Source organism: Janthinobacterium sp. GMG2, assembly GCF_033949445.1.
Classification (GTDB): domain Bacteria; phylum Pseudomonadota; class Gammaproteobacteria; order Burkholderiales; family Burkholderiaceae_D; genus Janthinobacterium; species Janthinobacterium aestuarii.
Genome location: NZ_JAXAWA010000002.1, coordinates 1,177,113 through 1,200,243, shown reverse-complemented (window position 1 = coordinate 1,200,243; position 23,131 = coordinate 1,177,113). Strand labels below are relative to the sequence as shown.

Genomic DNA, 23,131 nt, shown 5'->3' with positions numbered 1-23,131 from the left:
AACGGCTTTACTTTTGATAATGTTTCTTGCATGAACGTCAGTTTGCCGATTCCGCCGAAAGCGAGATTTATCATGGCGATTCATGCAAATTGTCCAAACAAAAGACGGCAAATCCATCAGATAACTGTGCTTTAAAAGTGGCAATCCGCGCTATGATTTCTCTTGGCGAAAGTCAACATGGGCAGCCGCGGCGTGTGTGTGTGCGGCCTGCTTTCCTCGACATCCAACAATGAGACAACAACCCATGCAATTACGTAGTGCAACCCTCATATTCAGCTTGATGGCCGCTTTCGGTGGCAATGCCCTGGCGCAAAGCGCCGCGACGCCATCGTGCCCGGCCGGTGACGGCGCTGCCGTGACGTATCCGGTCAGCAAAAAAGTCGACCAGCAAGACAGCTATTTCGGCACCACCATCGCTGACCCGTACCGTTGGCTGGAAGACGCCAACAGTGCGGAAACGGGCGAGTGGGTCACGGCGCAAAACAAGCTGACGCAGTCGTACCTGGGCACCATCCCCGAGCGCGCCGCGATCAAGCAGCGCCTGACCAAGCTGTGGAATTATGAGCGTTTCTCTACGCCAACGAAGCAGGGCGGCCGCTATTTCTACAGCCGCAACGACGGCTTGCAGAACCAGGCCGTGCTGTACACGGTGAAAAAACTGACGGACGAACCGCGCCTGTTGCTGGACCCGAATACCCTGTCGACGGATGGCACGGTGGCGCTGGCCGGCACCTCGATCAGCCCGAACGGCAAATACCTGGCGTACGCCACGTCCGCTTCCGGTTCCGACTGGAACGAGTGGAAAGTGCGCGACATCGAATCGGGCAAGGATTTGACGGACCACATCAAGTGGGCCAAGTTCTCGGGCGCCTCGTGGACCAAGGACAACAAAGGTTTCTTCTACAGCCGCTATGACGCGCCGAACGAAGCCACCAAGCTGGCCGATATCAATTACTTCCAGAAATTGTATTTCCACAAGATCGGCACGCCGCAAAGCGACGACGTGCTCGTTTTCGACCGTCCCGACCAGAAGGAATGGGCGTTCGGCGGCAGCACCGTCAGCGACGACGGCAATTATTTGATCATCACGGCCACGCAAGGCACGGAACGCAAGAACCGCGTTTTCTACAAGGACTTGCGCCAGAAAAACGCCAAGGTCGTGGGCTTGCTGGAAGAGTTTGACGCTTCATACTCGTTCATCGACAATGACGGCCCCGTGTTCTTCTTCAAGACGGACAACAAGGCGCCAAAATCGCGCGTGATCGCCATCGATACGCGCAAACCTGCCCCTGCCGACTGGAAGGAAATCGTGCCGCAAAGCGCGGAAACCCTCGTCGCCGTCAACCTCATCAACAACCAGCTGGTGCTCGATTACTTGAAAGATGCGCAAACGCAAATCAAGATCGTCGACCTGAACGGCAAGCTGGTGCGCGAAGTGGCCTTGCCGGGCATCGGTTCGGCCGGCGGCTTTGCGGGCAAGCGTGGCGACACGGAAACGTTCTACTCGTTTACCAGCTTCACGACGCCAGCGACCATTTACCGCTACGACATGAAGTCGGGCAAGAGCACGGTGTACCGCCAGCCGAAGGTCGATTTCGACCCGAACGCCTTTGAAACACGCCAGCAATTCTTTACCAGCCGCGACGGTACCAAGGTGCCGATGTTCATCGTCTCGAAAAAAGGCATGAAGCTCGACGGTTCCAACCCGACTTATCTGTACGGCTATGGCGGCTTCAACATTTCGCTCACGCCAAGCTTCTCCGTGGCGAATCTTGCCTGGGTGGAAATGGGCGGCGTCTACGTGATGGCCAACCTGCGCGGCGGCGGCGAGTACGGCGAAGCCTGGCACCAGGCTGGTACCAAGCTGAACAAGCAAAACGTGTTCGACGACTTTATCGGCGCGGCGCAGTGGCTGGTGGACAACAAGGTCACCTCGCCATCGAAGCTGGCGATCGGCGGCGGCAGCAATGGCGGCCTGCTGGTCGGCGCGGCCATGACGCAGCGTCCGGACCTGTTCGCGGCGGCGATCCCGCAAGTGGGCGTGCTCGACATGTTGCGCTTCCACAAGTTCACCGTGGGCTGGGGCTGGGTGCCTGACTACGGTTCGTCGGACGACGCCGAACAGTTCAAGGCGCTGGTGAAATACTCGCCGCTGCATAACCTGAAGGCGGGCGGCTGCTATCCAGCCACCATGATCACGACGGCCGACCACGACGACCGCGTCGTGCCTGCCCACAGCTTCAAGTTCGCCGCCGCCGCCCAGGCAGCGCAAGGCGGCGCGGCGCCCGTACTGATCCGCATCGACAGCAAGGCGGGCCATGGCGCCGGCAAGCCGACGACCAAGCAGATCGAAGAAGTGGCGGATCGTTGGGGCTTCCTCAGCCGTTCGTTGAAGATGACGCCGGTAGTGGCGGAGCCGGCCAAGGTGGCTGCGCAGTAAAATACGGTAGGTCGGATTAGCGCGGCATCGCCGCGCGTAATCCGACAACACCCGTCATGCCAACAATGTGTCGGATTACGCGGCGTGCCGCCGCTAATCCGACCTACGCTGGCTAATCCGACCTACAGTCACGATCCTTGCCAGTACCCCCTCCCCAAACACCGTTTGAAACGGCAAATCCTTGCGCTGCGCATAGCCGATATAGCAATCGCACTTGAAGCGCGGGCAGCGGCGTTCCTGTAGCATGTCTGCCAAGTCATCCACGTACAGATTCCCCAAGCGCTCCGGCACGAAATGGCAGCGCGTCAGTTCGCCATCGCCATCGACGGACAGCGACGCTTCGCCCGCCAGGCACGGTTTGCCGCGCGAGGGTGACGGACGGCGGCTTTGCGCGAACCACGGGTCGGCGGCGTCGAGCCAGGCCAGGTTCTGTTCGCTGTAGTAGCCGGGGCCGCGACGGTCGTAGGCGTTCAGCCACAAATAGACGTGCGCGGGCAGGGCCGCGCGCAGGGTGCGGATGGCGTCCAGGTGTTCGTTCATGGCGACGACGCCGACGGAATAGCGCACGCCCATCTTGTCCAGGCGCGCGCAGCGTTCAAGAAAACGGGCCAGCGTTGTCTGATCCGGGTGGTAGGTGCACCACAGGCCGATCTTTTCCACCCCGTCCATCGCTTGCAGCCAGTTCAGGGGGCCGGACAGATTCGTCTGCAGCGCTACTTGCCGCACATGGGGCAAAGCTGCCAGGATTTGCATGGCCGTGCGGTAGTGGCGCCGCACCAGTGCTTCGCCCCAGGGCGTGAACAGGACGCTGATGTCCCGTTTTTGCGCCGCCACCCAACTGGTAAAACGCGTCACTTCACGCGCGTCGCGGGCCAGGGTGGCGCGGCTGTCGCGCTTCTTGGCGAACGGGCAGTAGCCGCAGGCGTAATTGCAGCTCGCCAAGGTGCCCCGGTATAGCAGGGACAAAGTACCCGGCTCCGTTGTCAGCTCAGCTGTCAGCTCCGTTGTCAGCACGCCTGGCCGCCTTCAGCCATCAGCGCGCGCACCGTCTCGGACGCCAGCCACGGGCCGATGGTGTCGGCGTAGCTGTAGCCGCGGTCATTCAGGCGCAGCAGCGGGCCGTTTTCTTCCACCAGTTCCAAGGCGTGCAGCTCGGCCAGCTGCGGCAGATCAAGCTCGCAGCGGCTGCCGAAGCGCGCCGTGTAGGCGTCGCGGTCCAGGCCCGGTTCCGTCAGCAGCGACTGGATCACGTAGCGGCGGCGCTGTTCTGCATCATCGAGCACGTAGCCGTGTTCCGCCTGCGCGAAGCGCGTTTCGTCCAGCGCCAGATACTGTTCGATGATGCCGATGGTCTCCGTTCTCGCCACCGCGTACTCGCTCGAATAATGGAGGTTCGCCGTGTAGGAGCGGGCGCCCGCGCCCAAGCCCACCATGCCATCGTTCTGGCAGCAGTACGACGGTCCGTTCTGCTCGGGCGCATGCGGTGCGCGGAACATGCGCATCGAGACCTGCTCATAGCCCTGGGCGCGCAAATGGTCGCGCGCGGCCGCGTACAGGGCCAGGCGGCTGTCGCCGTCGCGTGCCAGCATGATGGGATTGAGCGACGCGGCACCCTGGCGGCGCGCCACTTTTCCAAGGCCTGTTTGTTCGCGTACGTACAGCGGATACAGATAGATTTCCTCGGGCCGGAAGGCCAGTGCGCTGTCGATGGAAGCGAGCAGGCTGGCCACGGTTTGCCCGGCGATGCCATAGATCAGGTCCAGGTTCAGGGTGGGAAAGCCGGCCGCGCGTATCAGGCCGATGGCATGATGGACGGTGGCGTTTTGCTGGGGACGGGCCAGCGCGCGTATCTCGCCTGCGGCAAAGCTCTGGATGCCGAGGCTGACGCGGTCGATGCCATGCGCGCGGCACACGGCAAGCCGCTCGGCCGTGATGGTTTCGGGCGACGCTTCGATGCCGGCCGGCGTGGCTTGCAGGTCGATGCCGAGGATGTCGCGCGCGCCGCACAGCAAGGTGTCGAGCTGCGCGGGCGACAGGTAAGTGGGCGTGCCGCCACCGAGCGCGAAGCGGGCAAAGCGCCGTTCGCCGAGGGCGCCGTCCATCGCACGCATCTGCACCAGCACCTGCTGCACGTAGCGCTCGACCATGTCCGCGCTGGGCCGCGCCATGGCGAACAGGTTGCAAAAGCCGCAGCGCATCTCGCAGAACGGAATGTGGATGTAGGCGAAGAGGGCGGAGCGGTCCTGCTGCGCCCACAGGGGCGCCAGCGGCGCGGCCTGCGGCAAGGCGCGGTAGGCCGCCTTGTGCGGATACGAGTATGAATACGCCTGGTAGGGCGTATGGCGCATGCGCTGCGCCAGGGGGCCCGGTTGTTCGGATGGGTTCACGGTGGGGACTCCTGGGAAATGGTATCTTGCGTGAGGAAGAAGTGCGCGTACGGCACCTGCCACACGCTGTCATGGGCGACCCTGTGGCCACGGTAGCCGTCTTCGCCATACGCGCTGCCGTGGTCCGAGCAGACGATGGCGAACGTGGGCGCGCGCGCGGCGCAGGCGGCAAACAGGGGCGCCAGTGCGCTGTCGACATAGCGCAGGGCCGCCGCATGGCTGTCCAGGTTATCGCTGTGGCAGCCGGGCAGGTAGGCGCGGTTCGGCGTGTGCAGGGCGGCCACGTTGATGAACAAGAAGGTGCGCTGGTCGTTTTGCGCCAGCAGCCGGGTCGCCAGCGCCACCTGCTTTTGCGTCGAATGGCGGCTGGCCACGCCCATGCCGGCGCTCCAGTGGCTTTCCTGGAACAGCGATGGCAGCACCATGCCCAGCGCCGTCTGTTTATTGAAGAAACCTACGCCGCCGATGCAGATGGTGCGGTAGCCGCGCGCGGCCAGCGCGGCGGGCAGGTCCGCTTCCTCGAACGCAAACGTGTGCGGCGAGGTGGTTTCGCTGCCAGCAAAGGCGCTGGCGAACAGGCGCGGATGGCGGCCCGGCGCGGCCGGCGTGGGCAAGAAACCCGCAAAGAAGGCCTGGTGCGCCGCGTAGGTAAACGTGGCGGGCGAGTGGCGCTTGTCCCAGCCGCCCGGCGGCAGAAAACGCCCCAGCACGGGCAATTCGCCCGCCTCATACAGGGCTTGCGCCACGTCATAGCGCAGGGTGTCGAGCGTGATGAAGACGATGTCGTGGCTGCCGACGACGCGGTGCATGTCGGGGATCGGTGCTGTGTCTTTAAACATGGGCCAGTTGCGCTGCGTAAGTGTCCGCGTCTTGCCATAGCAGTCCTGGCAGCAGGTCGCCGAAGGCGTTCGCCTCGAGCACATGGGCCTGGCCGTGGCGCACGACGAGGTCGTAGCCCGTCACGTGGCTGTGGGGGAAGGCGCGCGCGGCCTGGGCGCTGGCCGCTTCCAGCGCCGTCATGTCGGCCGCGTTCAAGAGGCCAGCCGCGTCGCCGCGCCGGTTGTCGAGGTGCAGATTGGTCATCATCTGGTCGCCGATGCGCGCCACCCGGTGTGCGGGCCAGCCGGCCACGGTCACGACCCGCAAGTCGTAATGGCTGTCGCCGCAGCGCGGCTTGTTCAGCCATGCTTCCGCATACAGTTCCTGGGCTGCCAGCGCGTCGACGAGGGCGGCGATGTCGTGTTCGGACTCGTAGCGCGCCATGCGTTTGCTGTTCATCAGGCGCGTTGCGCCCTCGGTGCGGTGCAGCGTGGCCGAGGTCGTGGCTTGCTGGCGTCCGGCCTTGTTCCTGCGGTAGGCGACGACACCGGACGCGGACGAGCCGTAGCGCGGTTTCAGATAGACGCGGTCAAGCTGGTGTTCGTGCAGCAGCGACTGCAGATGCTCGTAGCCCTCCACTGGTCCCAGCAAGGCAGGTATGGGCACGCCATGCGCGGCCAGGTGGCGCTGGCACGCCAGCTTGTCCGTCATGAGACAGATTTCGGCTGGCGCATTGAAGACGCTTATTTGCGGCAGGTCTGCCAGCTGCGCCGCCAGGGACACCATGGCATTGGAAAAACCGGCAAACCACGCATCCATGGCCAGCAGCTCGCCATGCGCGGGCGCCGAGAGCAGCGGACGGTCCAGCAGCCGGCAGCCTGCCTGCAGCAACAGCAGGTGGGCGGCGGGATCGTCGCCGGGCGGTTCGATCTTGAGCGGGCCGGTCTGGCGCAATGAATCCTCGAGCAAGGCAGGCTGACGCAGCCAGTCGCGCCATTCCAGCACCTGCGCGGGCGGCAGGCGCAGCTGCGCGCGCGCCGCCTGCAGCAGGCGCACGCGCTTGCTGCCCTGTGTTGCCAGCAAAAGCATCAGGTTTTATTCGCCGACGGCGACATAGCGATAGACTTCGTCGTCGTCCTCGTCGTCTTCCTGCGGATCATCGAGCCTGACGGGGAAGGGCAGGGCGTTGAGTTTTTCCTGGTTCGCTTCGGAGATATAGTGATGCGACAGGTCCATGCGCTTCAGATTGCCCAATTGCGTGCCTTGCAGCAGTGCTTCGGCGCCCACGTCGCCCAAGGTGCCCAGCGACAGGTCCAGGGTCTCGACGGTGGCCAGCAGCGGCTCGTTGGCCAGCCAGACGGCCAGCTCGTCGGCGATCTGCGCGTCGCGCAGGCCCAGGTAGCGCAGGGTCGGCGTGGCCAGTTGCGCCAGTACTTTCTGGTACAGCGCCACGTCGCCGGAAAAACCATAGTCGTCGGTACCGAGCCACAGTTCCAGGTATTCCAGCTTGGGCATGCTCGACTGGGCCAGCGCCTGCGCGATCTTCTGATCGAGGCCACCGGACTCGATGGTGAACTTGCGCAGGTTCTGGTGCGCGAACGGTTCGACGTTCAACTCATTGCCGCCGCGGATGCGCAGCTCTTCCAGCTGCGGGAAGGCGTCCAGCAGCGGCTTGTAGCTGCCTTGCACGATCCACGAGATTTCGCATTCCTCGTACGTCATGTCGCCGATGAACAGCGCGCGCAAGTTCGGCAGATGCGGCGCGTGGCTGATCAGCGCCGCGATCACCTCGTCGGCGCCCGCTTCGTACGGATCGCCCCACATACCGATGATCAGCGCCTCCAGCGCATTCTTGTCGGTTTTTTCCAGGAAGCCGGCGATCAGGTCCGGCATCTTGCGCTTGTCGTCATACTCGAGCGAGAGGCGGTAGACGATATCCTGCCCGGATTGCAGCGCAATATCAGGATCGTACTCGACGACCTTTTTTTGGTGGAAGAGGGTGGTGCTTTCGGAAATCGTCATTGCTAAGGCTCCATGAAAGACAGTGAAAATCTTGTCTAATCCAAAATCTTAGCATGGGCGAAAGAGCCTATTGCACACCGCTGAAAAGCAACTATCTATGGATGACCACCAATAAGGCCTTGCCTTCCGTCTTGCCCAGGTTGCGGATGGTATGCGGCTGGTCCGCCGGGTAGCGCGCCGTGCCGCCATTCTTGACCTTTTTCTTCGCCGCGCCCACTTCCAGCTCCAGGTTGCCGTGGATCACCGTCAAATGCTCGGTGGTGCCCGGGTCGTGCGGCTGCGACGCCAGTTCGCCGCCCGGCGCCAGAGTCACTTCATACCATTCGTATTTGCCGGCCAGCTCCATCGGCCCCAGGATGCGCAGCACGTAGCCCGCATGGTCGCCGGGCAGGGTGGGAGTTTCGTGGGCGTCCGTGATGCGGATGGTTTCCACGGCTTTTTCCGCGCTGGACAGCAATTCGCCGATCTGCACGCCCAGGGCGTTGGCCAGGCGCCACGTGATGGCGATGGTGGGATTGGCTTTTTCGCGCTCGATTTGCGACAGCATGGACTTCGAAACGCCGGCGATGCGCGACAAATCCTCGAGTGTCAGGCCGCGCGCCAGGCGCAGCCGTTGCAGGGTGGCGCCCACTTCGGGCGGAGAATTGGTCGAAACGCTGGTTTTCATCGGCAGGTGGCTTGCAAAGTTCAAAAGGCTTGGGTAATATCCACTATATTGAATTTCAGTTCGAAATAGTGGATTTTGAGGAAAAACACGGAAACGTGTAGACTTCAAACAGCGCTTCACGGTACAGCATTGTGCGCGCACCGGTCAAGCGGCCGCTTTTCCCTATGGCGGCTGAGGTCACACGGATACCACAAACGCAGGGACACACAAGGATCATCATGAGCGAGCAAGCGAAGAACACCTTTTTCAGCGGTCTGCAACAGAACCTCGATCAACTGCGCCAGCAGGGCTTGTACAAGCCCGAGCGCGTGATCGCCTCGCGCCAGGGCGCCGAAGTGGTGTGCGACGATGGCCGTACCCTGATCAATATGTGTGCAAACAACTACCTGGGCCTGTCCGGCGACCTGCAGACGCAGGAAGCGTCCATTGCCGCCACGCAAAAATACGGCTACGGCCTGTCGTCCGTGCGCTTCATCTGCGGCACGCAAACCGTGCATAAAGAACTGGAACAGGCGATCTCTGCTTTTCTGGGTACCGAAGACACGATCTTGTACGCGGCGGCATTCGACGCCAACGGCGGCGTGTTCGAGCCGCTGTTCGATGAAAACGACGCCATCATCTCGGACGCGCTGAACCACGCTTCCATCATCGACGGCATCCGCCTGTGCAAGGCTGGCCGCTACCGCTACGCCCACAACGACATGGCCGACCTGGAAGTGCAGCTGAAAGCGGCCATTGCGGCCGGCAAGCGCCATAAAGTCATCGTCACTGACGGCGTGTTCTCGATGGACGGCACGATTGCGCAACTGGACAAGATCTGCGACCTGGCCGACCAATACGGCGCGCTGGTGATGATCGACGAATGCCACGCTTCCGGTTTCATGGGCGCGACGGGCCGCGGCACGCACGAACACCACAATGTGATGGGCCGCATCGACATCATCACGGGCACCCTGGGCAAGGCCCTGGGCGGCGCCATGGGCGGCTTTACGTCGGCGCGCAAGGAAGTCATCGACACCCTGCGCCAGAAATCGCGTCCCTATTTGTTCTCGAACACGCTGGCGCCATCGATTGCCGGCGCGTCGCTGTCGGTACTGGAACGCCTGGCCAAGTCGACGGAACTGCGCGACCGCCTGCATGACAACACGGCTTTCTTCCGCAGCGAGATCGAGCGCATCGGCTTCACCATCAAGCCGGGCACCCATCCGGTGGTTCCCGTGATGCTGTTCGACGCGCCCGTGGCGCAGAAATTCGCCGCGCGCCTGTATGAACTGGGCGTGCTGGTGACTGGCTTCTTCTACCCGGTCGTGCCGATGGGCCAGGCCCGCGTGCGCGTGCAGCTGTCCGCCGCGCATACGCGCGAACAGCTGGTGCAAGTGCTGGCCGCTTTCGAACAGGCTGGCAAGGAACTCGGTTTGCTGACCACTACCACTACCAATTAACAAGATTTCAGGAAAATAGCATGGAACGCATCTTAGTCATCGGCGCAAACGGCCAAATCGGTAGTGAGTTGGTGGGCGCGCTGGCGCTGCAGCACGGCGCGGACAACGTCATCGCCAGCGACATCGGCACGAATAACCTGTACCAGGCCAAGCGCTACGCCCAGCTGAATGTGCTGGACAAGGACGGCCTGGCGGCCATCATCGCCGACGAGAACATCACCCAGGTGTACCAGCTGGCGGCCATGCTGTCGGCCACGGGCGAAGCGGCGCCGTTGAAGGCGTGGAGCCTGAACATGGATGGCTTGCTCAATATCCTGGAACTGGCGCGCGAGCGTGGCGAGGCAGGCAAGCCGCTGCGGATCTTCTGGCCATCGTCGATCGCCGCCTTCGGCCCGAACACGCCGCAAGTGAACACGCCGCAAATGACCGTGATGGACCCGACCTCGATGTACGGCATCAGCAAGCTGGCCGGCGAGCGCCTGTGCGAATACTACTTCAACAAGTATGGCGTGGACGTGCGCAGCATCCGCTACCCGGGCATCATCAGCTACAAATCGCCTCCAGGCGGCGGCACCACCGATTACGCCATCGCCATCTTCCACGCGGCCTTGCGCGGCGAGCGCTATGACTGCTTCCTCGATGCGAATACCACCTTGCCGATGATTTACATGCCCGACGCGATCCGCGCCACCATCGAACTGATGGACGCGCCAGCGGCACAGATCAAGATCCGTTCTTCGTACAACGTGGCCGGCGTGTCGTTCAACCCCGAGCAGCTGGCCAAGGCCATCGTGTGCATGGTGCCGGACTTCAAGATCAGCTACAAGCCGGACAGCCGCCAGGCCATCGCCGACAGCTGGCCGCAAAGCCTGGATGACAGCAAGGCCAGCACCGACTGGGGCTGGAAGGCGCAGATCGGCGTCGAGCAGATGGTCACGGACATGCTGGCCAATGTCGATGTGGGCCATGCCGCCAAGGCGGCCTGAGTTCAGCAGCAATACTAAAAAAACATACTACATAAAGAGACATACATGGACATGAGCGTATTTGACCTGTTTAAAATCGGCATCGGGCCGTCGAGTTCCCACACGGTGGGACCGATGGTGGCGGCGCGGCGTTTTCTGGTCGAATACGGTCCGCTGGACCAGGTAGTGGGCGCCGAGGCGGCCCTGTATGGCTCGCTGGCGCTGACGGGCGTGGGCCATGCGACGGACAAGGCTGTCATTCTTGGCTTGATGGGCGAAACGCCGCAAGACGTGGCGCCCGATGAAGTCGACAGCAAGCTGGCCGCCATCGAGGCGGCCGGCGAGATCGCCTTGCTGGGCACGCACGTGGTGCCATTCACGGCCGCCACGGGCCTCGTCTGGCACAAGAGCGAATCGCTGCCCGAACACCCGAACGGCATGCGCTTCACCCTGAAACTGGCGGACGGCAGCCGTGTCGACAAGGTGTATTACTCGATCGGCGGCGGTTTTATCCGCGAGGCTGGCGAGGCGCAGGCCGAAGCGGCAGTGGAATCGGCCGCCAGCGCGCGAGTCGTCTTCCCCTTCGACACCATGGAGCAGTTGCTGGCGCATGGCGTGGAAAGTGGCTTGTCGATCCCGGAAATGCTGCGCGCGAACGAGTGCGTCAATCGCAGCGACGAGGAATTGAACGCGGGCCTGGACCGTATCTGGCACGTCATGCGCGACTGTATCGCGCACGGCCTGGAAACGACGGGCAACCTGCCGGGCGGCTTGAACGTGAAGCGCCGCGCCGCGAAATTGTGGCGCTTGGCGCAGGAGGCGAAAGCGTCCGACAACCGCGCCAACGACTTGCCGCACGACGCCGTACACCTGGTCAGCCTGTACGCGATGGCCGTCAACGAGGAAAACGCGGCCGGCGGCAGGGTCGTGACGGCGCCGACCAACGGCGCGGCTGGCATCATCCCGGCCGTGTTGCGCTACTACGCGCAGGATTGCCGCCCCAGCGACCCGGTGGGCGGCGTGCGCCGCTTCATGCTGACGGCCGCGGCCATCGGCATGCTGTGCAAGCGCAATGCCTCGATCTCGGGCGCCGAAGTGGGTTGCCAGGGCGAAGTGGGCGTGGCGTGCGCCATGGCGGCGGCCGGCCTGGTGGCGGCCCTGGGCGGCACGAATGAACAGATCGAAAACGCGGCCGAAATCGGCATCGAACACCACCTGGGCATGACGTGCGACCCCATCGGCGGCCTGGTGCAGATTCCGTGCATCGAGCGCAACGGCATGGGCGCCGTGAAAGCCATCACGGCCGCCTCGCTGGCGCTGAAGGGCGACGGCACGCATTTCGTCAGCCTCGACGAAGTCATCGAAACCATGCGCCAGACGGGCGCGGACATGCAGGACAAGTACAAGGAAACGTCGCTGGGCGGGTTGGCCGTGCATGTGATTACCGTCAATCACGCTGCTTGCTGATGCCCTGATGGTGTTGTCGGATTACGCGCTCACGCGCTAATCCGACCTACGGTGAGTGGCAATGTCGCAGGTCGGCGTTGGACGGCGTAGGTCGGCTTAGGTCGGCTTAGCGCAAAGCGCGTAAGCCGACAAGCACCATCCAATACCTCACTCCTCCTCAAACAACTGCCCCAGCCTCCTCGGGTAGTTATTCAAGAAATCGCGCGTCACTGCATAGTGTTCCGTGTCTTCATACGCCACTTCGTGGATGCCGCCGCCAGTAAACATCAAAATCTTCGCGTTCGGGTAGGCGAGCAAAATCGGCGAATGGGTGGCGATGATCAACTGGGAGTCGTCCTGCACCAGCTGGTGGATCACGGACAATGCCGCCATCTGGCGGCTCGGCGACAGGGCCGCCTCGGGTTCGTCCAGCAGGTATAAACCCTTGCCCCGCAGCTTGTTGATCAAGGTCGCCATGAACGCTTCGCCGTGCGATTGCGCGTGCAGCGACTTGCCGCCGTAGCTCACCAGGTACTCCTGTGGCATCTCGTCCATGTAGGTGGCGACGTTGAAAAAGCTCTCGGCGCGCAGGAAATAGCTGTCCTCGGGCTTTTTATAGCTCTTGCTCAGGCGCAAGTGCGCGTGCAAGCCCGATTCCTCGTCCGATGGCAGGGCGATGCGCACATTGCGCGTGCCGCCATCCTTGCCGAAGCCCAGCCCCACGGCCAGCGCTTCGAGCATGGTCGACTTGCCGCTGCCATTCTCTCCCACGAAAAACGTCACGTCGCGATGGAAATCCATGTGCACGAAGTCGCGGATGGCGGGGATGGTGAACGGATAGTGATCGAGGTCGACGACGGCGTCGGAGCGCAGCGCGGCGCTTTGCAGATACGGTTTTTTACTCAGCGACATGGCCGGTTCTCGACTCCAATATTGATCATGGCAAGGATACTCAGCACAGTGTGACGTAAATCGCCGGCGCACGCCAGTGCGTACGCCAGCCATGTTCGCCTGGCTTGATCTCATGCATTATGGCTTGTTTGATAATAGGCAGGCGCTCCAATTGTCACATCTTGATCAGGCTGGCGCCATGCGATTCGCCTTGGACGGCGGCTGGCACTATAATATCCGCTGCCATTCATGATCAACCGCACTCAGCTCAACTGGACTCTTCAAATTTATGCACTACGTGTCTACCCGCGCTGATAAAGCGCCATCGAATCAGCAGCAATTCTCCGACATCCTCCTGGGCGGCCTGGCCCCCGATGGCGGACTGTATCTCCCAGAACACTACCCGCAAGTCACTGGTGCCGAGCTCAATGCCTGGCGCACATTGTCGTATGCCGACCTGGCATTCGAAATCCTGAAGAAGTTCGCCACCGATATCCCGGCTGCGGACCTGAAGGCACTGACGGCGAAAACCTATACCAAGGCAGTCTACAAGAACGCCCGCGCCGGCGAAAACGCGGCCGACATCACGCCGCTGCGCGTGCTCGAAGAAAACGTCGTCAAGGGCGGATCGACCACCTTGATGCTGCTGGCGCTGTCGAACGGCCCGACCCTGGCCTTCAAGGACATGGCCATGCAGCTGCTGGGCAACCTGTTCGAATACACCCTGGCCAAGACGGGAGCCGAACTCAATATCTTCGGCGCCACGTCGGGCGACACGGGCAGCGCGGCCGAATACGCGATGCGCGGCAAGAAGGGCATCCGCGTCTTCATGCTGTCGCCGCACAAGAAAATGAGCGCCTTCCAGACGGCGCAGATGTTCAGCCTGCAAGACCCGAACATTGTCAACATCGCCGTCGAAGGCGTGTTCGACGATTGCCAGGATATGGTCAAGGCCGTGTCGAACGACTTGCCGTTCAAGGCCAAGCAGAAGATCGGCACCGTCAATTCCATCAACTGGGCACGTGTCGTGGCGCAAGTCGTGTACTACTTCCGCGGCTACCTGGCGGCCACCACCAGCAATGAGCAAAAAGTGTCGTTCACGGTGCCATCGGGCAACTTCGGCAATATCTGCGCTGGCCATATCGCCCGCATGATGGGCCTGCCGATCTCGAAACTGGTGGCGGCGACGAATGAAAACGACGTGCTCGACGAATTCTTCCGCACGGGCGTCTACCGCGTGCGCAAGTCGGCCGAAACGTACCACACGAGCAGCCCGTCGATGGATATCTCGAAAGCGTCGAACTTCGAGCGCTTCGTCTACGACCTCGTGGGCCGCGACAGCGACCGCGTGCGCGCCCTGTTTACGAAAGTGGAAACGCACGGCGGCTTCGACTTGTCCGGCAAGCCTGGCAGCGATGGCGACGAGTTCAAGCTTGTGGCCAAGTATGGCTTCAAGTCGGGCAAGTCCACGCACCAGGACCGCCTCGACACCATCCGCGACGTGGCCGACGACTACGGCATCACCATCGACACGCACACGGCCGACGGCATCAAGGTGGCGCGCGAGCACCTGGAACCGAACGTGCCGATGATCGTGCTGGAAACGGCGCTGGCGGCCAAGTTCAACGAAACCATCCTCGAAGCGCTGGGCGTGGACGCGGAACGGCCAGCCGGCTTCGAGAACATTGAAGACTTGCCGCAAAAGTTCGTCGTGATGGATGCGGACGTGGAAAAAATGAAGGCGTATATCGCCGCCAATACGGGCTTGTGATGACAGACGCCAGCACTGTACGCAAACCGATGCTGTCGGTGGCCGAGGCGCAAGCCTTCATGCTGGGCGCGGCGCGCCCGGTGGCCGACGTGGAGCTGGTCGACACCATGTGCGCCAACGGCCGCGTGCTGGCGGCCGCGCAAACGTCGACCCTGAACGTGCCCGAGCGCGACAACACGCAGATGGATGGCTACGCCGTGCGCGCCAGTGACTGCGCCAGCGGCGCGGCCAGCTTGCCCGTGTCGCAGCGCATCGCGGCCGGCCACGTGGGCCAGCCCTTGCAACCGGGAACGGCGGCGCGCATTTTCACGGGTGCGCTGATTCCGGACGGCGCCGATTGCGTCGTGATGCAGGAGCAGTGCACCTTGCTTGATGGCGTGGTGACGGTCAATCACGTGCCGAAAACCGGGGAATGGGTGCGCCGCCAGGGCGAGGATATCCGCGCCGGCGGCGAGATCCTCGGTGCGGGCCGTCGCTTGCGCAGCCAGGAAATGGGCTTGGCCGCCTCGGTGGGCCTGGCGCAGCTGCCTGTGCTGCGCAAGCTGCGCGTGGCCGTATTTTTCACGGGCGACGAACTGGCCATGCCCGGCGAACCCCTGGCGCCGGGTGCCGTCTACAACTCGAACCGCTTTACCTTGCGCGGCTTGCTGGAAAACCTCGGTTGCGAGATCACGGACCTGGGCATTGTGCCCGACAGTCTGGAAGCAACCAAGGCCGTGCTGCGCCAGGCGGCCCAGGGCAATGATCTGATCATCACCTCGGGCGGCGTGTCCGTGGGCGAGGAAGACCATATCAAGCCGGCCGTGGAAGCGGAAGGGCGGCTGAACATGTGGCAGATTGCCGTCAAGCCAGGCAAACCGCTGGCGTTTGGCGAAGTGCGGGAGGCGTTCTTTGTCGGCTTGCCCGGCAATCCCGTCTCGAGCTTTGTCACGTTTTTGCTGTTCGTGCGCCCGTTCATTTTGCGCCTGCAAGGCGTGGCGGGCAACCTGGCGCCGCGCAGCTACAAGCTGCCGGCCGCGTTCGAGCGCCTGAAGGCGGACAAGCGCAACGAGTTCTTGCGCGCCAAGGTCAATGACGAGGGCGAGCTGGAACTGTTCGCCAACCAGAGTTCGGGCGTGCTGACGTCCACCGTGTGGGGCGACGGCTTGATCGATTGTCCGCCGGGGCTGTCGATTGCGCGCGGCGACATGCTGCGTTTTATCCCGTTTAACGAATTGCTGTACTGAGGAAGTATCGATGAAGATCAATCTGCGATTTTTTGCCAGCGTGCGTGAGCTGGTGGGCACCGGCCATGAAGTGCTGGAAGTAGCCGAGCCGCTGGCGGTGGGTGCGGTGAGAGCGCTGCTGATCGCCCGCGGCGGCAACTGGGAATACGCGCTGGCGCAGGGCCGCGCGCTGCGCATGGCGCATAACCAGGTGATGTGTGATGCCGACACCCTGATCGGTGACGGCGACGAGGTGGCGTTTTTCCCGCCCGTGACGGGCGGTTAAGAATACTGACTCAAGAAAATGGCCGCTGATGCGGCCATTTTTTATCGCGACTTGGTTTTCGGTTTGTCCCCGCTGCACGTGGCGCAGGCGACGGCTTTCCGGTAGCGCCAGTATTTCGAGCCGATGAAGATGGCCGAGGCCACCAGCGACCAGGCCAGCGCGCTGAGGATATCGGCCTGGCTGGGCGTGCCCTTGCTGTACTCGACCACCGTCAGGATGATGAATAAAATCGAACTGGCCAGCAAATAGCGGGAAATCCAGAATCCTGCGCCCATGTGTTTCTCCTCTTGTCGTCTCGTTGTCTCGTGAAGTCAAAGCCGATCGTTGCGGCATGTCCGCGCAGTATGCATCATTTTTCGGCATTCTTGCCATCCACCGGCCTTATCTCGACTAAAATGCCGGGGTTTTCACCGTCTTCCAGCTTGCCATGACCAACTCCAGTTCCCCTCCGTTTCACATCGCCGTCATCGGCGGCGGCCCCGCCGGCCTGATGGCCGCCCAGGCGGCGTCCGGCCTGGGAGCCAAGGTGGAACTGTTTGACGCCATGCCGTCCGTCGGCCGCAAGTTCCTGCTGGCGGGGCGCGGCGGCATGAACATCACGCATGCGGAAGGCTACCAGCCCTTCGTCTCGCGCTACGGCAGGCAGGCGCACCGGGTGAAGCCTGCGCTGGACCAGTTCGGCCCGCAAAAGGTGCGCGACTGGGTGCACAGCCTGGGCGTGGAGACCTTTGTCGGCTCTTCGAACCGCGTCTTCCCGACGGACATGAAGGCGGCGCCCCTGCTGCGCGCCTGGCTGCACCGCCTGCGCGAAGCGGGCGTGCAATTTCACATGCGCCACCGCTGGACGGGCTGGCAAGATGAGGATGGCCAGCTGGCGTTTGCCACGCCGGACGGCGAACGCCTGCGCGCCTTCGATGCCGTGATCCTGGCACTCGGTGGCGGCAGCTGGGCGCGGCTCGGTTCCGATGGCGCCTGGGTGCCGCTGCTGCAAGGGCAGGGCGTGGCCGTGGAAGCGCTGGCGCCGGCCAATTGCGGCTTCGACGTGGACTGGAGCGCGCATTTCAGCAGCCGCCATGCGGGCGAACCGTTGACGACCGTGGCCATCACGGCGCATGACATCGACGGCTTGAGAATCAAGCGCCAGGGCCAGTTCGTCATCACGGCGGGCGGCGTGGAAGGCAGCCTGATTTATGCGCTGTCGGCCGCGCTGCGCGAGCAGATCGCACGCGACGGCAGCGCTACCATCTGGCTCGACCTGGCGCCCGACCACAGCCATGAACGCGTGTTCGAGGAAGTGACGCGCCCCCGTGGCGCCCGTTCCATGTCCAGCCACCTGAATAGCCGGCTGGGCATCAAGGGCGTGAAATCGGGCTTGCTGCGCGAATGCCTGAGCGCGGCCGACTTCGCCGACGAAGCGAAGCTGGCTGCCGCCATCAAGCTGCTGCCCGTCACCTTGCAGCGCCCGCGTCCCATCGATGAAGCCATCAGCAGCGCCGGCGGTGTGGTGTTCGACGGCATCGACGGCAGCATGCTGCGCGCCATGCCGGGCGTCTTCGTGGCGGGGGAAATGCTGGACTGGGAAGCGCCGACGGGCGGCTACTTGCTGACGGCCTGCCTGGCGCAAGGCAAGGCGGCCGGCGAGCAGGCGGTCAGCTGGCTGGAAGAGAAGGTCAATGCCAGGTGATATCGCCTGAGCCGCTCTTCTGAGTCTCGCGCTGGCGCGGGTTGCCGTGGACGTTAATGTCGCCGCTGCCGCGCAGGGTCAGGTTGGCCGCGTCGCGCACGAAGACGGTGCTCGTGCCCGAGCCTTGCAGGCTGACGCTGGCCTTGTCGGCGGCCAGGTGCTCTGCATCGATATCGCCTGAACCGCTCAGGTCGGCACGGAGGAATTTTGTGTTGCCGCTGGCGGCGATGCGCCCTGAACCCACCATTTCGAGTACCACGCTGTCGCTGTTGCCGGCATTGATGTCGAGGTCGCCGCTGCCGTTGACGGTCGCTTGCACCTGCTTGTAGCGTCCCGTGAAGCTGACGTCGCCCGATCCCGTCAATTCCAGGATAAAACTGTCGCCTGAAAATCCCGTGATCTTGCTGTCGCCATTGCCGTGCACTTCCACGCGCACGAGGGCTGGCAGCACCAGTTCCACCTGCAGCGGCTGGCGATGGTGGAACAGCATGCCTTTCGGGCCGATATGCAGGGTCGTGCCATCGGCCGTCGTGTCGACGTTCGACAGCAAGCGCTGCTCGCCGCTCACTTTCAGCGATGGCGTGGCGCCGCGGCGCAGCACCAAGTCGATGGGGCCGGCCAGGTCGATGCTGTTGATATTGGCGGCAATCGGGCGCGTTTCGCTGCGCACGGCGCGGCCGGCAGCGCTGCTGGGATTGCTGATCCCCTTGGCGCGCAACGCCGCATACGACATGGCGATCAGGACCAGTGCCAGCAAGAGCATGGACAGGCCAACTTTGAGCAAGCGTTTCATGGCAGCCTTTCTAGTGACCTTTGAGCAGGGAAACATTCATGGCGACATAGCGCCTGATACCGATCAAGGTATAGCGCGTGACCACCAGACTGAGCAGGAAGATGGCGATGCCGCCGAGCAGCATGCCCACGCCGAAGACGGTTTGCGTGGTGCGCGCGTCGCGGTCCATGTCCGTGGAGATGCGGATGCCGCCACCGGCCAGCGCTTCGGCCCGCTCCATCACGCGCGATGACGCGCCCGGCGCCTGAGGCTCGGACTCCGCTTTGACGGGGCCGGGCAGGTGATCGACTTCGATGCCCGTGTCGCCGATGGTGATGCGCGTTTCGCGCCGTTCGCCGCCTTCGCCGCCGTCATCGTCATGGATGAAGACGTGGCGCAGCGGGCCGTCGAGCACCAGTTCGTTGGCGCCGGACAAGCCACTGGCCGTGATGGCGATGCCGGCCAGGTAAAAGCTCAGGCCGGCGGCATACAGGGCGGCCAGCAGGGCCGCGTACACGGCGGCAGGCACGACCATGAACAGGTTGAAGATGGCCAGGCCCACGAGCGAGACGAGCAGGCGCAGCAGGTTGACGGGGGTCTTCTTTTGCTCAAACGCCTGGCGGTGGGTGCTGCTGCGCAAGGTCAGGGCGATCTTTTTCGGGTCGCCCAGGTCGTCGGCGATTTCCTGCTCGCTGCGGCCGGCCGCGGCGCCTTCGATGAAGGTCTGTTCGTAATAATCGAGGGTCTTGGCCACTAGGTCCGGTGGCAAGCCTTCCAGCGCGCGCCGCAGGGCGTCGAGATAATCTTGCTTGTTCATCATATTCTTCCTGTCAGTCCGCTTTGCCGCTTCAGCCCATTGCCGGCAGCAGCATGCTTGCCTGGCTCAGCAGCAATGGCGCATGGGATGCCTGCTGTACGCTGACAACGATCAAGGTGGCCAGTGCCACACAAGCGAGCAGCGCCACGGCTTTCAAGCTGTTTTTCAAGTGCAAGGTGGTGTGCATGGTATTCCCCGTGGCATGGCCGTTGTCGATGATCAGACTGTACCCAAGCGCACGCGAGCGCACCAGCGCGGTGCGACAGACTGCAATTTCGCGGGGGCGAGCGACACCAGGGCAGGATGCACCGTCAAGGCTGTTTTGCCGCCTTGCCCGTGGTGACGGCTTTGGCCGCCGCCACGCCGCTGCGCACGGCCGCCTCGATGGTGGCCGGATAATCTTGCGTCCGGTCATCATTGGCCGTGTAGTCGCCAGCCAGCAGCAAGCCCGGCACGCCGCTGGCGTTGCCGGGGCGGGCAAGCTCCGGCGTGCAGGCAAACGTGGCGCGCTTTTCCGTGATCAGCTGGGTCCAGGCAGGTTGCGCCAGTTCCGGGCGTTGCAGCACCTGCGCCAGTTGCGCCGCGATCGCTTGCGCCAGCGGGCCATGGCCTTGCTCGGCGGCAGCGCTTGACGCGCTGACGACGACGGCCAGCAAGCCAGCCTGCTTGCTGTCGAGCTGGCCCCGGTCGAAGACGAACTGGCCCCAGTGCTGTTGCCCCGGCGTATCGACGAGGGCATAGAACGGCAAGTCCAGGCGCACCGAGGCGTCGTATTGCAGGTAGCAGGTGCTGATGGCTTCCGGCGTGAAAGCTTGCATGCGGCCGATAGCCTCGTCGAGGCGTGCGTCCTGCAAGCCTTGCAGCAGGCTGGCCGCCTGCACGGACGAGGTGGCGATGATGACGCCGTCGTAAGTGCCGGTCTCATCAAGCTGCCAGCGGCGATCGGGCAGCGCCTGCAAGGCGTCGACCTTGGCACCCGTGCGCACTGTACCGCCATGCCGTTCCACATAGCGGGCGGCCGCGTCGGGCAACAGGGTACTCAAATCCGCTTTCGGGATCAGCATGTCGGATGCGCGGCGGCGCGATGCGCCCAGGCTGTCGCGCAGCACGTTGATGAAGACGCGGGCCGAGGCGCGCTCGGGCGGCGTGTTGAGTGCGGCCAGGCATAGCGGATGCCACATCAGCCGGTTCAAGCGGTCCGTCTGGTCGAAGCGCTGCAGCAGTTCGCTGACCGTGCAATCGTTGTATAGCTGCCAGCCCATCCAGCGCATGGCCGTGGAAAAACGCATCAGGGCCAGCTTGTCGGCGCGCAATAATCCCTTCGCGCGCAGCAGGGCCCACGCCAGGTGCAGCGGCGCGGGCAGGCGCGGCGCGATGAAATCCATGCCGCCCGAGTCCGCCGGATAGCGCATCTGCAGGGGCAAGGTGAGGATCAGTTCTGCCGGGTCTTGCCCCGCCAGCTTGATCAGGCGTAAGGTTTCCGTGTACGCGCCCAGCAGGATGTGCTGGCCGTTGTCGAGCAGCGTATTTTCTCGCTCGACCCGGCGCGCGCGGCCGCCCAGGGTGCGCGCCGCCTCGAACACGGTCACTGAATGACCGGCGCGCGCCAGTTCCATGGCTGCCGCGCAGCCGGCCCAGCCGGCGCCGATGACGGCGTAGCGTTGCTTCACGGCCTGATCAGCCACGAACCCAGGTCTTCCAGGCCAGCCACAGTTTGCGGATCGGCGTGAGCGAAATGCGCTGTTTCAGCACATGGTAGCCGTCGCGCTCGACTTCATTGAGCAGGGTACGGTAGATGGCGGCCATGATCAGCCCCGGGCGCTGGGCGCGGCGGTCCTCGGCAGGCAAGAGCGCAAATGCCTCGTCGTAGGCCTTTTGCGCGCGCGCCACCTGGAAACGCATGAGGTTTTCAAAGTTTTCGCTATGGCGCGCATTCAGCAGGTCGGCCGCCGTCACATTGAACTGCTGCAATTCGCTGATCGGCAAATAGATGCGCCCCTTGCGCGCATCTTCGCCCACGTCGCGGATGATGTTGGTCAGCTGGAAGGCATGACCGAGCTTTTCCGCGTACAGCAGGGTTTCCGGGCGGGTCGCACCGAAGATGCTGGCCGACAAGATACCGACCACGCTGGCCACGTGCCAGCAATAGCGGCTCATGGCCTGGTAATCGAGGTAGCGGGTTTGGTTCAAGTCCATTTCCATGCCGTCGATGATGGCCTGCAAATGCTTTTCTTCCAGTTTATAGATGTCCAGGTGCGGCTGCAGCGCGCGCATCACGGGATGCGTGGGGTTGCCCTCGTACATGGCCTTGACTTCCTTGCGCCACCAGACCAGCTTGGTGCGTGCCACGGCTTCGTCCGTGCATTCGTCGACCGTGTCATCGACTTCGCGGCAGAACGCGTACAGGGCAGTGATGGCCTTGCGGCGCTCGGCCGGCAGGAACAGGAAGCTGTAGTAGAAGCTGGAGCCGCTCTGGGCGGCCTTTTGTTGGCAGTATTCGTCGGGAGACATAGTCAAAAGAGCAAGGGTTGCAGATCGAAGCCGCTATTCTATCGTCTTACAGAGTGGGCGACGGGGGAAAAGCCGTTTTTACTTGTGTCTCTTGATGCAAGCTTTTGCGCGACATGCGCAGGGCGCGCCAGAAAATGATCAGCCAGTCGCGTTTCTCCAGCTTGGGGCGGCGCCGGAATACGTCGTAATTGACGGCTTCGATGCACTCGAGAATGCGCAAGCCCCCTTGCACCACCAGGCGCAGTTCCCAGCCGATGCGCCCGCGCAAACGCAGGGCCAGCGGCGCGCCGGACAGCATCAGCGCGCGCGCGCGGGTCACTTCGAAGCGCATCAGGGCGCTCCACTTGCCGTGCGCCTCGGGCCGCTCGAAGGCGGCGGCGGAGACGGCAAAGCGGCTCAAGTCTTCCATCGGCAGGTAGATGCGCTCTTTTTGCTGGTCGATGGCGACGTCTTGCAAGAAATTAATTAGTTGCAAAGCTGAACATATGGCATCGGAATCGCGTACATTCTGTTCACCGGCCGCACCGTACAGGTGCAGCATCAGCAGCCCCACGGGGTTGGCGGAGCGGGCGCAGTAATCGAGCAGGTCGTCGTAGCTCGCGTAGCGCGTCGTTTCCACATCCTGCTTGAAGGCGGACAACAGATCGTAAAACGGCTTCAGCGGCAACTGGTGTTTGGCAATGACGGCGGCCAGGCGTTCGAACATGGCGGCGTTTTCGCCGGCATGGACTTCGTGGCGGTCGATGCGGCCCAGCGCTTCTTCGTAGGCGTGCAGGGCCGCGAGGCGTTCGGCCGGCGTGGCGTCGCCTTCATCGGCCAGGTCGTCGGCGCTGCGGGCGAAGGCATAGATGGCTTCGACGGCGGGCACCAGGCGGCGCGGCAGTAAAAATGATGCAACAGGAAAATTTTCGTAATGGTCTACAGGCATGAACACACTTCTCTAGTCTTGCGTTTGTCCGGCACCCCAAATGCTCGAGTGTGTCCGGACGTTGTACGTCTCAAGATT

The 23,131-nt window shown here is 63.2% G+C and carries 22 protein-coding genes; 8 read left to right on the top strand and 14 right to left on the bottom strand.

The window, feature by feature from the left end; genetic code table 11:
• Nucleotides 1-244: 244 nt before the first annotated feature.
• Nucleotides 245-2,440, top strand: coding sequence for a prolyl oligopeptidase family serine peptidase (locus SKZ59_RS11480; RefSeq protein WP_139143304.1), 2,196 nt, complete (start codon nt 245-247; stop codon nt 2,438-2,440).
• A gap of 93 nt (nt 2,441-2,533) precedes the next feature.
• On the opposite strand, the gene SKZ59_RS11475 is transcribed toward SKZ59_RS11480, so the two are convergent.
• The 6 genes from SKZ59_RS11475 to SKZ59_RS11450 form a co-directional block, all read right to left on the bottom strand.
• Nucleotides 2,534-3,454 (bottom strand): STM4011 family radical SAM protein, encoded by a 921-nt coding sequence (locus tag SKZ59_RS11475; RefSeq protein WP_319991809.1) that lies wholly within the window; start codon nt 3,452-3,454, stop codon nt 2,534-2,536.
• Nucleotides 3,448-4,827: an STM4012 family radical SAM protein gene (locus tag SKZ59_RS11470; RefSeq protein ID WP_319991808.1), complete on the bottom strand. Its 1,380-nt coding sequence runs from the start codon at nt 4,825-4,827 to the stop codon at nt 3,448-3,450. The genes SKZ59_RS11475 and SKZ59_RS11470 overlap by 7 nt, the downstream gene beginning before the upstream one ends.
• Nucleotides 4,824-5,666, bottom strand: coding sequence for an STM4013/SEN3800 family hydrolase (locus SKZ59_RS11465; protein WP_319991807.1), 843 nt, complete (start codon nt 5,664-5,666; stop codon nt 4,824-4,826). Before SKZ59_RS11465 ends, SKZ59_RS11470 begins: the two co-directional genes overlap by 4 nt.
• On the bottom strand, nt 5,659-6,735 hold the full coding sequence (locus SKZ59_RS11460) for an STM4014 family protein (protein WP_319991806.1): 1,077 nt from the start codon (nt 6,733-6,735) through the stop codon (nt 5,659-5,661). Before SKZ59_RS11460 ends, SKZ59_RS11465 begins: the two co-directional genes overlap by 8 nt.
• 6 nt (nt 6,736-6,741) lie before the next feature.
• Nucleotides 6,742-7,668 (bottom strand): STM4015 family protein, encoded by a 927-nt coding sequence (locus SKZ59_RS11455; protein WP_319991805.1) that lies wholly within the window; start codon nt 7,666-7,668, stop codon nt 6,742-6,744.
• A 91-nt stretch (nt 7,669-7,759) separates the two neighbouring features.
• Nucleotides 7,760-8,335 (bottom strand): helix-turn-helix domain-containing protein, encoded by a 576-nt coding sequence (locus SKZ59_RS11450; RefSeq protein WP_070218654.1) that lies wholly within the window; start codon nt 8,333-8,335, stop codon nt 7,760-7,762.
• Nucleotides 8,336-8,553: 218 nt separating this feature from the next.
• Here SKZ59_RS11450 and kbl point away from each other — a divergent pair, with 218 nt between their 5' ends.
• From kbl to SKZ59_RS11435, 3 genes are read left to right on the top strand one after another with little or no spacing between them, the layout of a single operon-like run.
• On the top strand, nt 8,554-9,777 hold the full coding sequence (gene kbl / locus SKZ59_RS11445) for a glycine C-acetyltransferase (RefSeq protein ID WP_046685113.1): 1,224 nt from the start codon (nt 8,554-8,556) through the stop codon (nt 9,775-9,777).
• Between the two features lie 20 nt (nt 9,778-9,797).
• Nucleotides 9,798-10,763 carry an NAD-dependent epimerase/dehydratase family protein gene (locus tag SKZ59_RS11440; protein ID WP_319991804.1) on the top strand — a complete coding sequence of 322 codons (966 nt, stop codon included), beginning with the start codon at nt 9,798-9,800 and terminating at the stop codon, nt 10,761-10,763.
• Between the two features lie 45 nt (nt 10,764-10,808).
• Nucleotides 10,809-12,209 (top strand): L-serine ammonia-lyase, encoded by a 1,401-nt coding sequence (locus SKZ59_RS11435; protein WP_070301882.1) that lies wholly within the window; start codon nt 10,809-10,811, stop codon nt 12,207-12,209.
• A 147-nt stretch (nt 12,210-12,356) separates the two neighbouring features.
• On the opposite strand, the gene SKZ59_RS11430 is transcribed toward SKZ59_RS11435, so the two are convergent.
• Nucleotides 12,357-13,100 (bottom strand): AAA family ATPase, encoded by a 744-nt coding sequence (locus SKZ59_RS11430; protein ID WP_319991803.1) that lies wholly within the window; start codon nt 13,098-13,100, stop codon nt 12,357-12,359.
• Nucleotides 13,101-13,368: 268 nt separating this feature from the next.
• Between SKZ59_RS11430 and thrC the strand changes: the two genes are divergently transcribed.
• The 3 genes from thrC to moaD are packed head-to-tail and all read left to right on the top strand — an operon-like array spanning nt 13,369 to nt 16,341.
• Complete coding sequence (gene thrC / locus SKZ59_RS11425) at nt 13,369-14,850, top strand: threonine synthase (RefSeq protein WP_319991802.1); 1,482 nt, start codon at nt 13,369-13,371, stop codon at nt 14,848-14,850.
• Entirely contained in the window at nt 14,850-16,076 is a 1,227-nt protein-coding gene (gene glp / locus SKZ59_RS11420; RefSeq protein ID WP_319991801.1) for a gephyrin-like molybdotransferase Glp, read from the top strand. Before thrC ends, glp begins: the two co-directional genes overlap by 1 nt.
• A gap of 10 nt (nt 16,077-16,086) precedes the next feature.
• The gene (gene moaD, locus SKZ59_RS11415) at nt 16,087-16,341 is read left to right on the top strand and encodes a molybdopterin converting factor subunit 1 (protein WP_034751044.1); all 255 of its coding nucleotides are present in this window, start codon (nt 16,087-16,089) and stop codon (nt 16,339-16,341) included.
• A 41-nt stretch (nt 16,342-16,382) separates the two neighbouring features.
• Here the strand turns inward: moaD and SKZ59_RS11410 are convergent, their stop codons facing one another.
• The gene (locus SKZ59_RS11410) at nt 16,383-16,616 is read right to left on the bottom strand and encodes a hypothetical protein (RefSeq protein ID WP_034751041.1); all 234 of its coding nucleotides are present in this window, start codon (nt 16,614-16,616) and stop codon (nt 16,383-16,385) included.
• A gap of 152 nt (nt 16,617-16,768) precedes the next feature.
• Between SKZ59_RS11410 and SKZ59_RS11405 the strand changes: the two genes are divergently transcribed.
• Nucleotides 16,769-18,025 carry a TIGR03862 family flavoprotein gene (locus SKZ59_RS11405; RefSeq protein ID WP_319991800.1) on the top strand — a complete coding sequence of 419 codons (1,257 nt, stop codon included), beginning with the start codon at nt 16,769-16,771 and terminating at the stop codon, nt 18,023-18,025.
• On the opposite strand, the gene SKZ59_RS11400 is transcribed toward SKZ59_RS11405, so the two are convergent.
• The 6 genes from SKZ59_RS11400 to hpnC all read right to left on the bottom strand — a co-directional run bounded on the left by SKZ59_RS11400 (nt 18,012) and on the right by hpnC (nt 23,053).
• Nucleotides 18,012-18,818, bottom strand: a complete 807-nt coding sequence (locus tag SKZ59_RS11400; RefSeq protein WP_319991799.1) for a head GIN domain-containing protein — start codon at nt 18,816-18,818, stop codon at nt 18,012-18,014. The two genes, SKZ59_RS11405 and SKZ59_RS11400, sit on opposite strands and share 14 nt — an antisense overlap.
• A gap of 10 nt (nt 18,819-18,828) precedes the next feature.
• Nucleotides 18,829-19,617 carry a DUF1700 domain-containing protein gene (locus tag SKZ59_RS11395; protein WP_319991798.1) on the bottom strand — a complete coding sequence of 263 codons (789 nt, stop codon included), beginning with the start codon at nt 19,615-19,617 and terminating at the stop codon, nt 18,829-18,831.
• 28 nt (nt 19,618-19,645) lie between these two features.
• Nucleotides 19,646-19,801, bottom strand: a complete 156-nt coding sequence (locus SKZ59_RS11390; protein ID WP_161781480.1) for a hypothetical protein — start codon at nt 19,799-19,801, stop codon at nt 19,646-19,648.
• 124 nt (nt 19,802-19,925) lie between these two features.
• A complete protein-coding gene (gene hpnE, locus SKZ59_RS11385) occupies nt 19,926-21,284 on the bottom strand; it encodes a hydroxysqualene dehydroxylase HpnE (RefSeq protein ID WP_319991797.1) in 1,359 nt (452 codons plus the stop codon).
• 7 nt (nt 21,285-21,291) lie between these two features.
• Nucleotides 21,292-22,125 carry a presqualene diphosphate synthase HpnD gene (gene hpnD, locus SKZ59_RS11380; RefSeq protein WP_139092815.1) on the bottom strand — a complete coding sequence of 278 codons (834 nt, stop codon included), beginning with the start codon at nt 22,123-22,125 and terminating at the stop codon, nt 21,292-21,294.
• A 46-nt stretch (nt 22,126-22,171) separates the two neighbouring features.
• Nucleotides 22,172-23,053 carry a squalene synthase HpnC gene (gene hpnC, locus SKZ59_RS11375; RefSeq protein ID WP_319991796.1) on the bottom strand — a complete coding sequence of 294 codons (882 nt, stop codon included), beginning with the start codon at nt 23,051-23,053 and terminating at the stop codon, nt 22,172-22,174.
• Between the last annotated feature and the right edge of the window lie 78 nt (nt 23,054-23,131).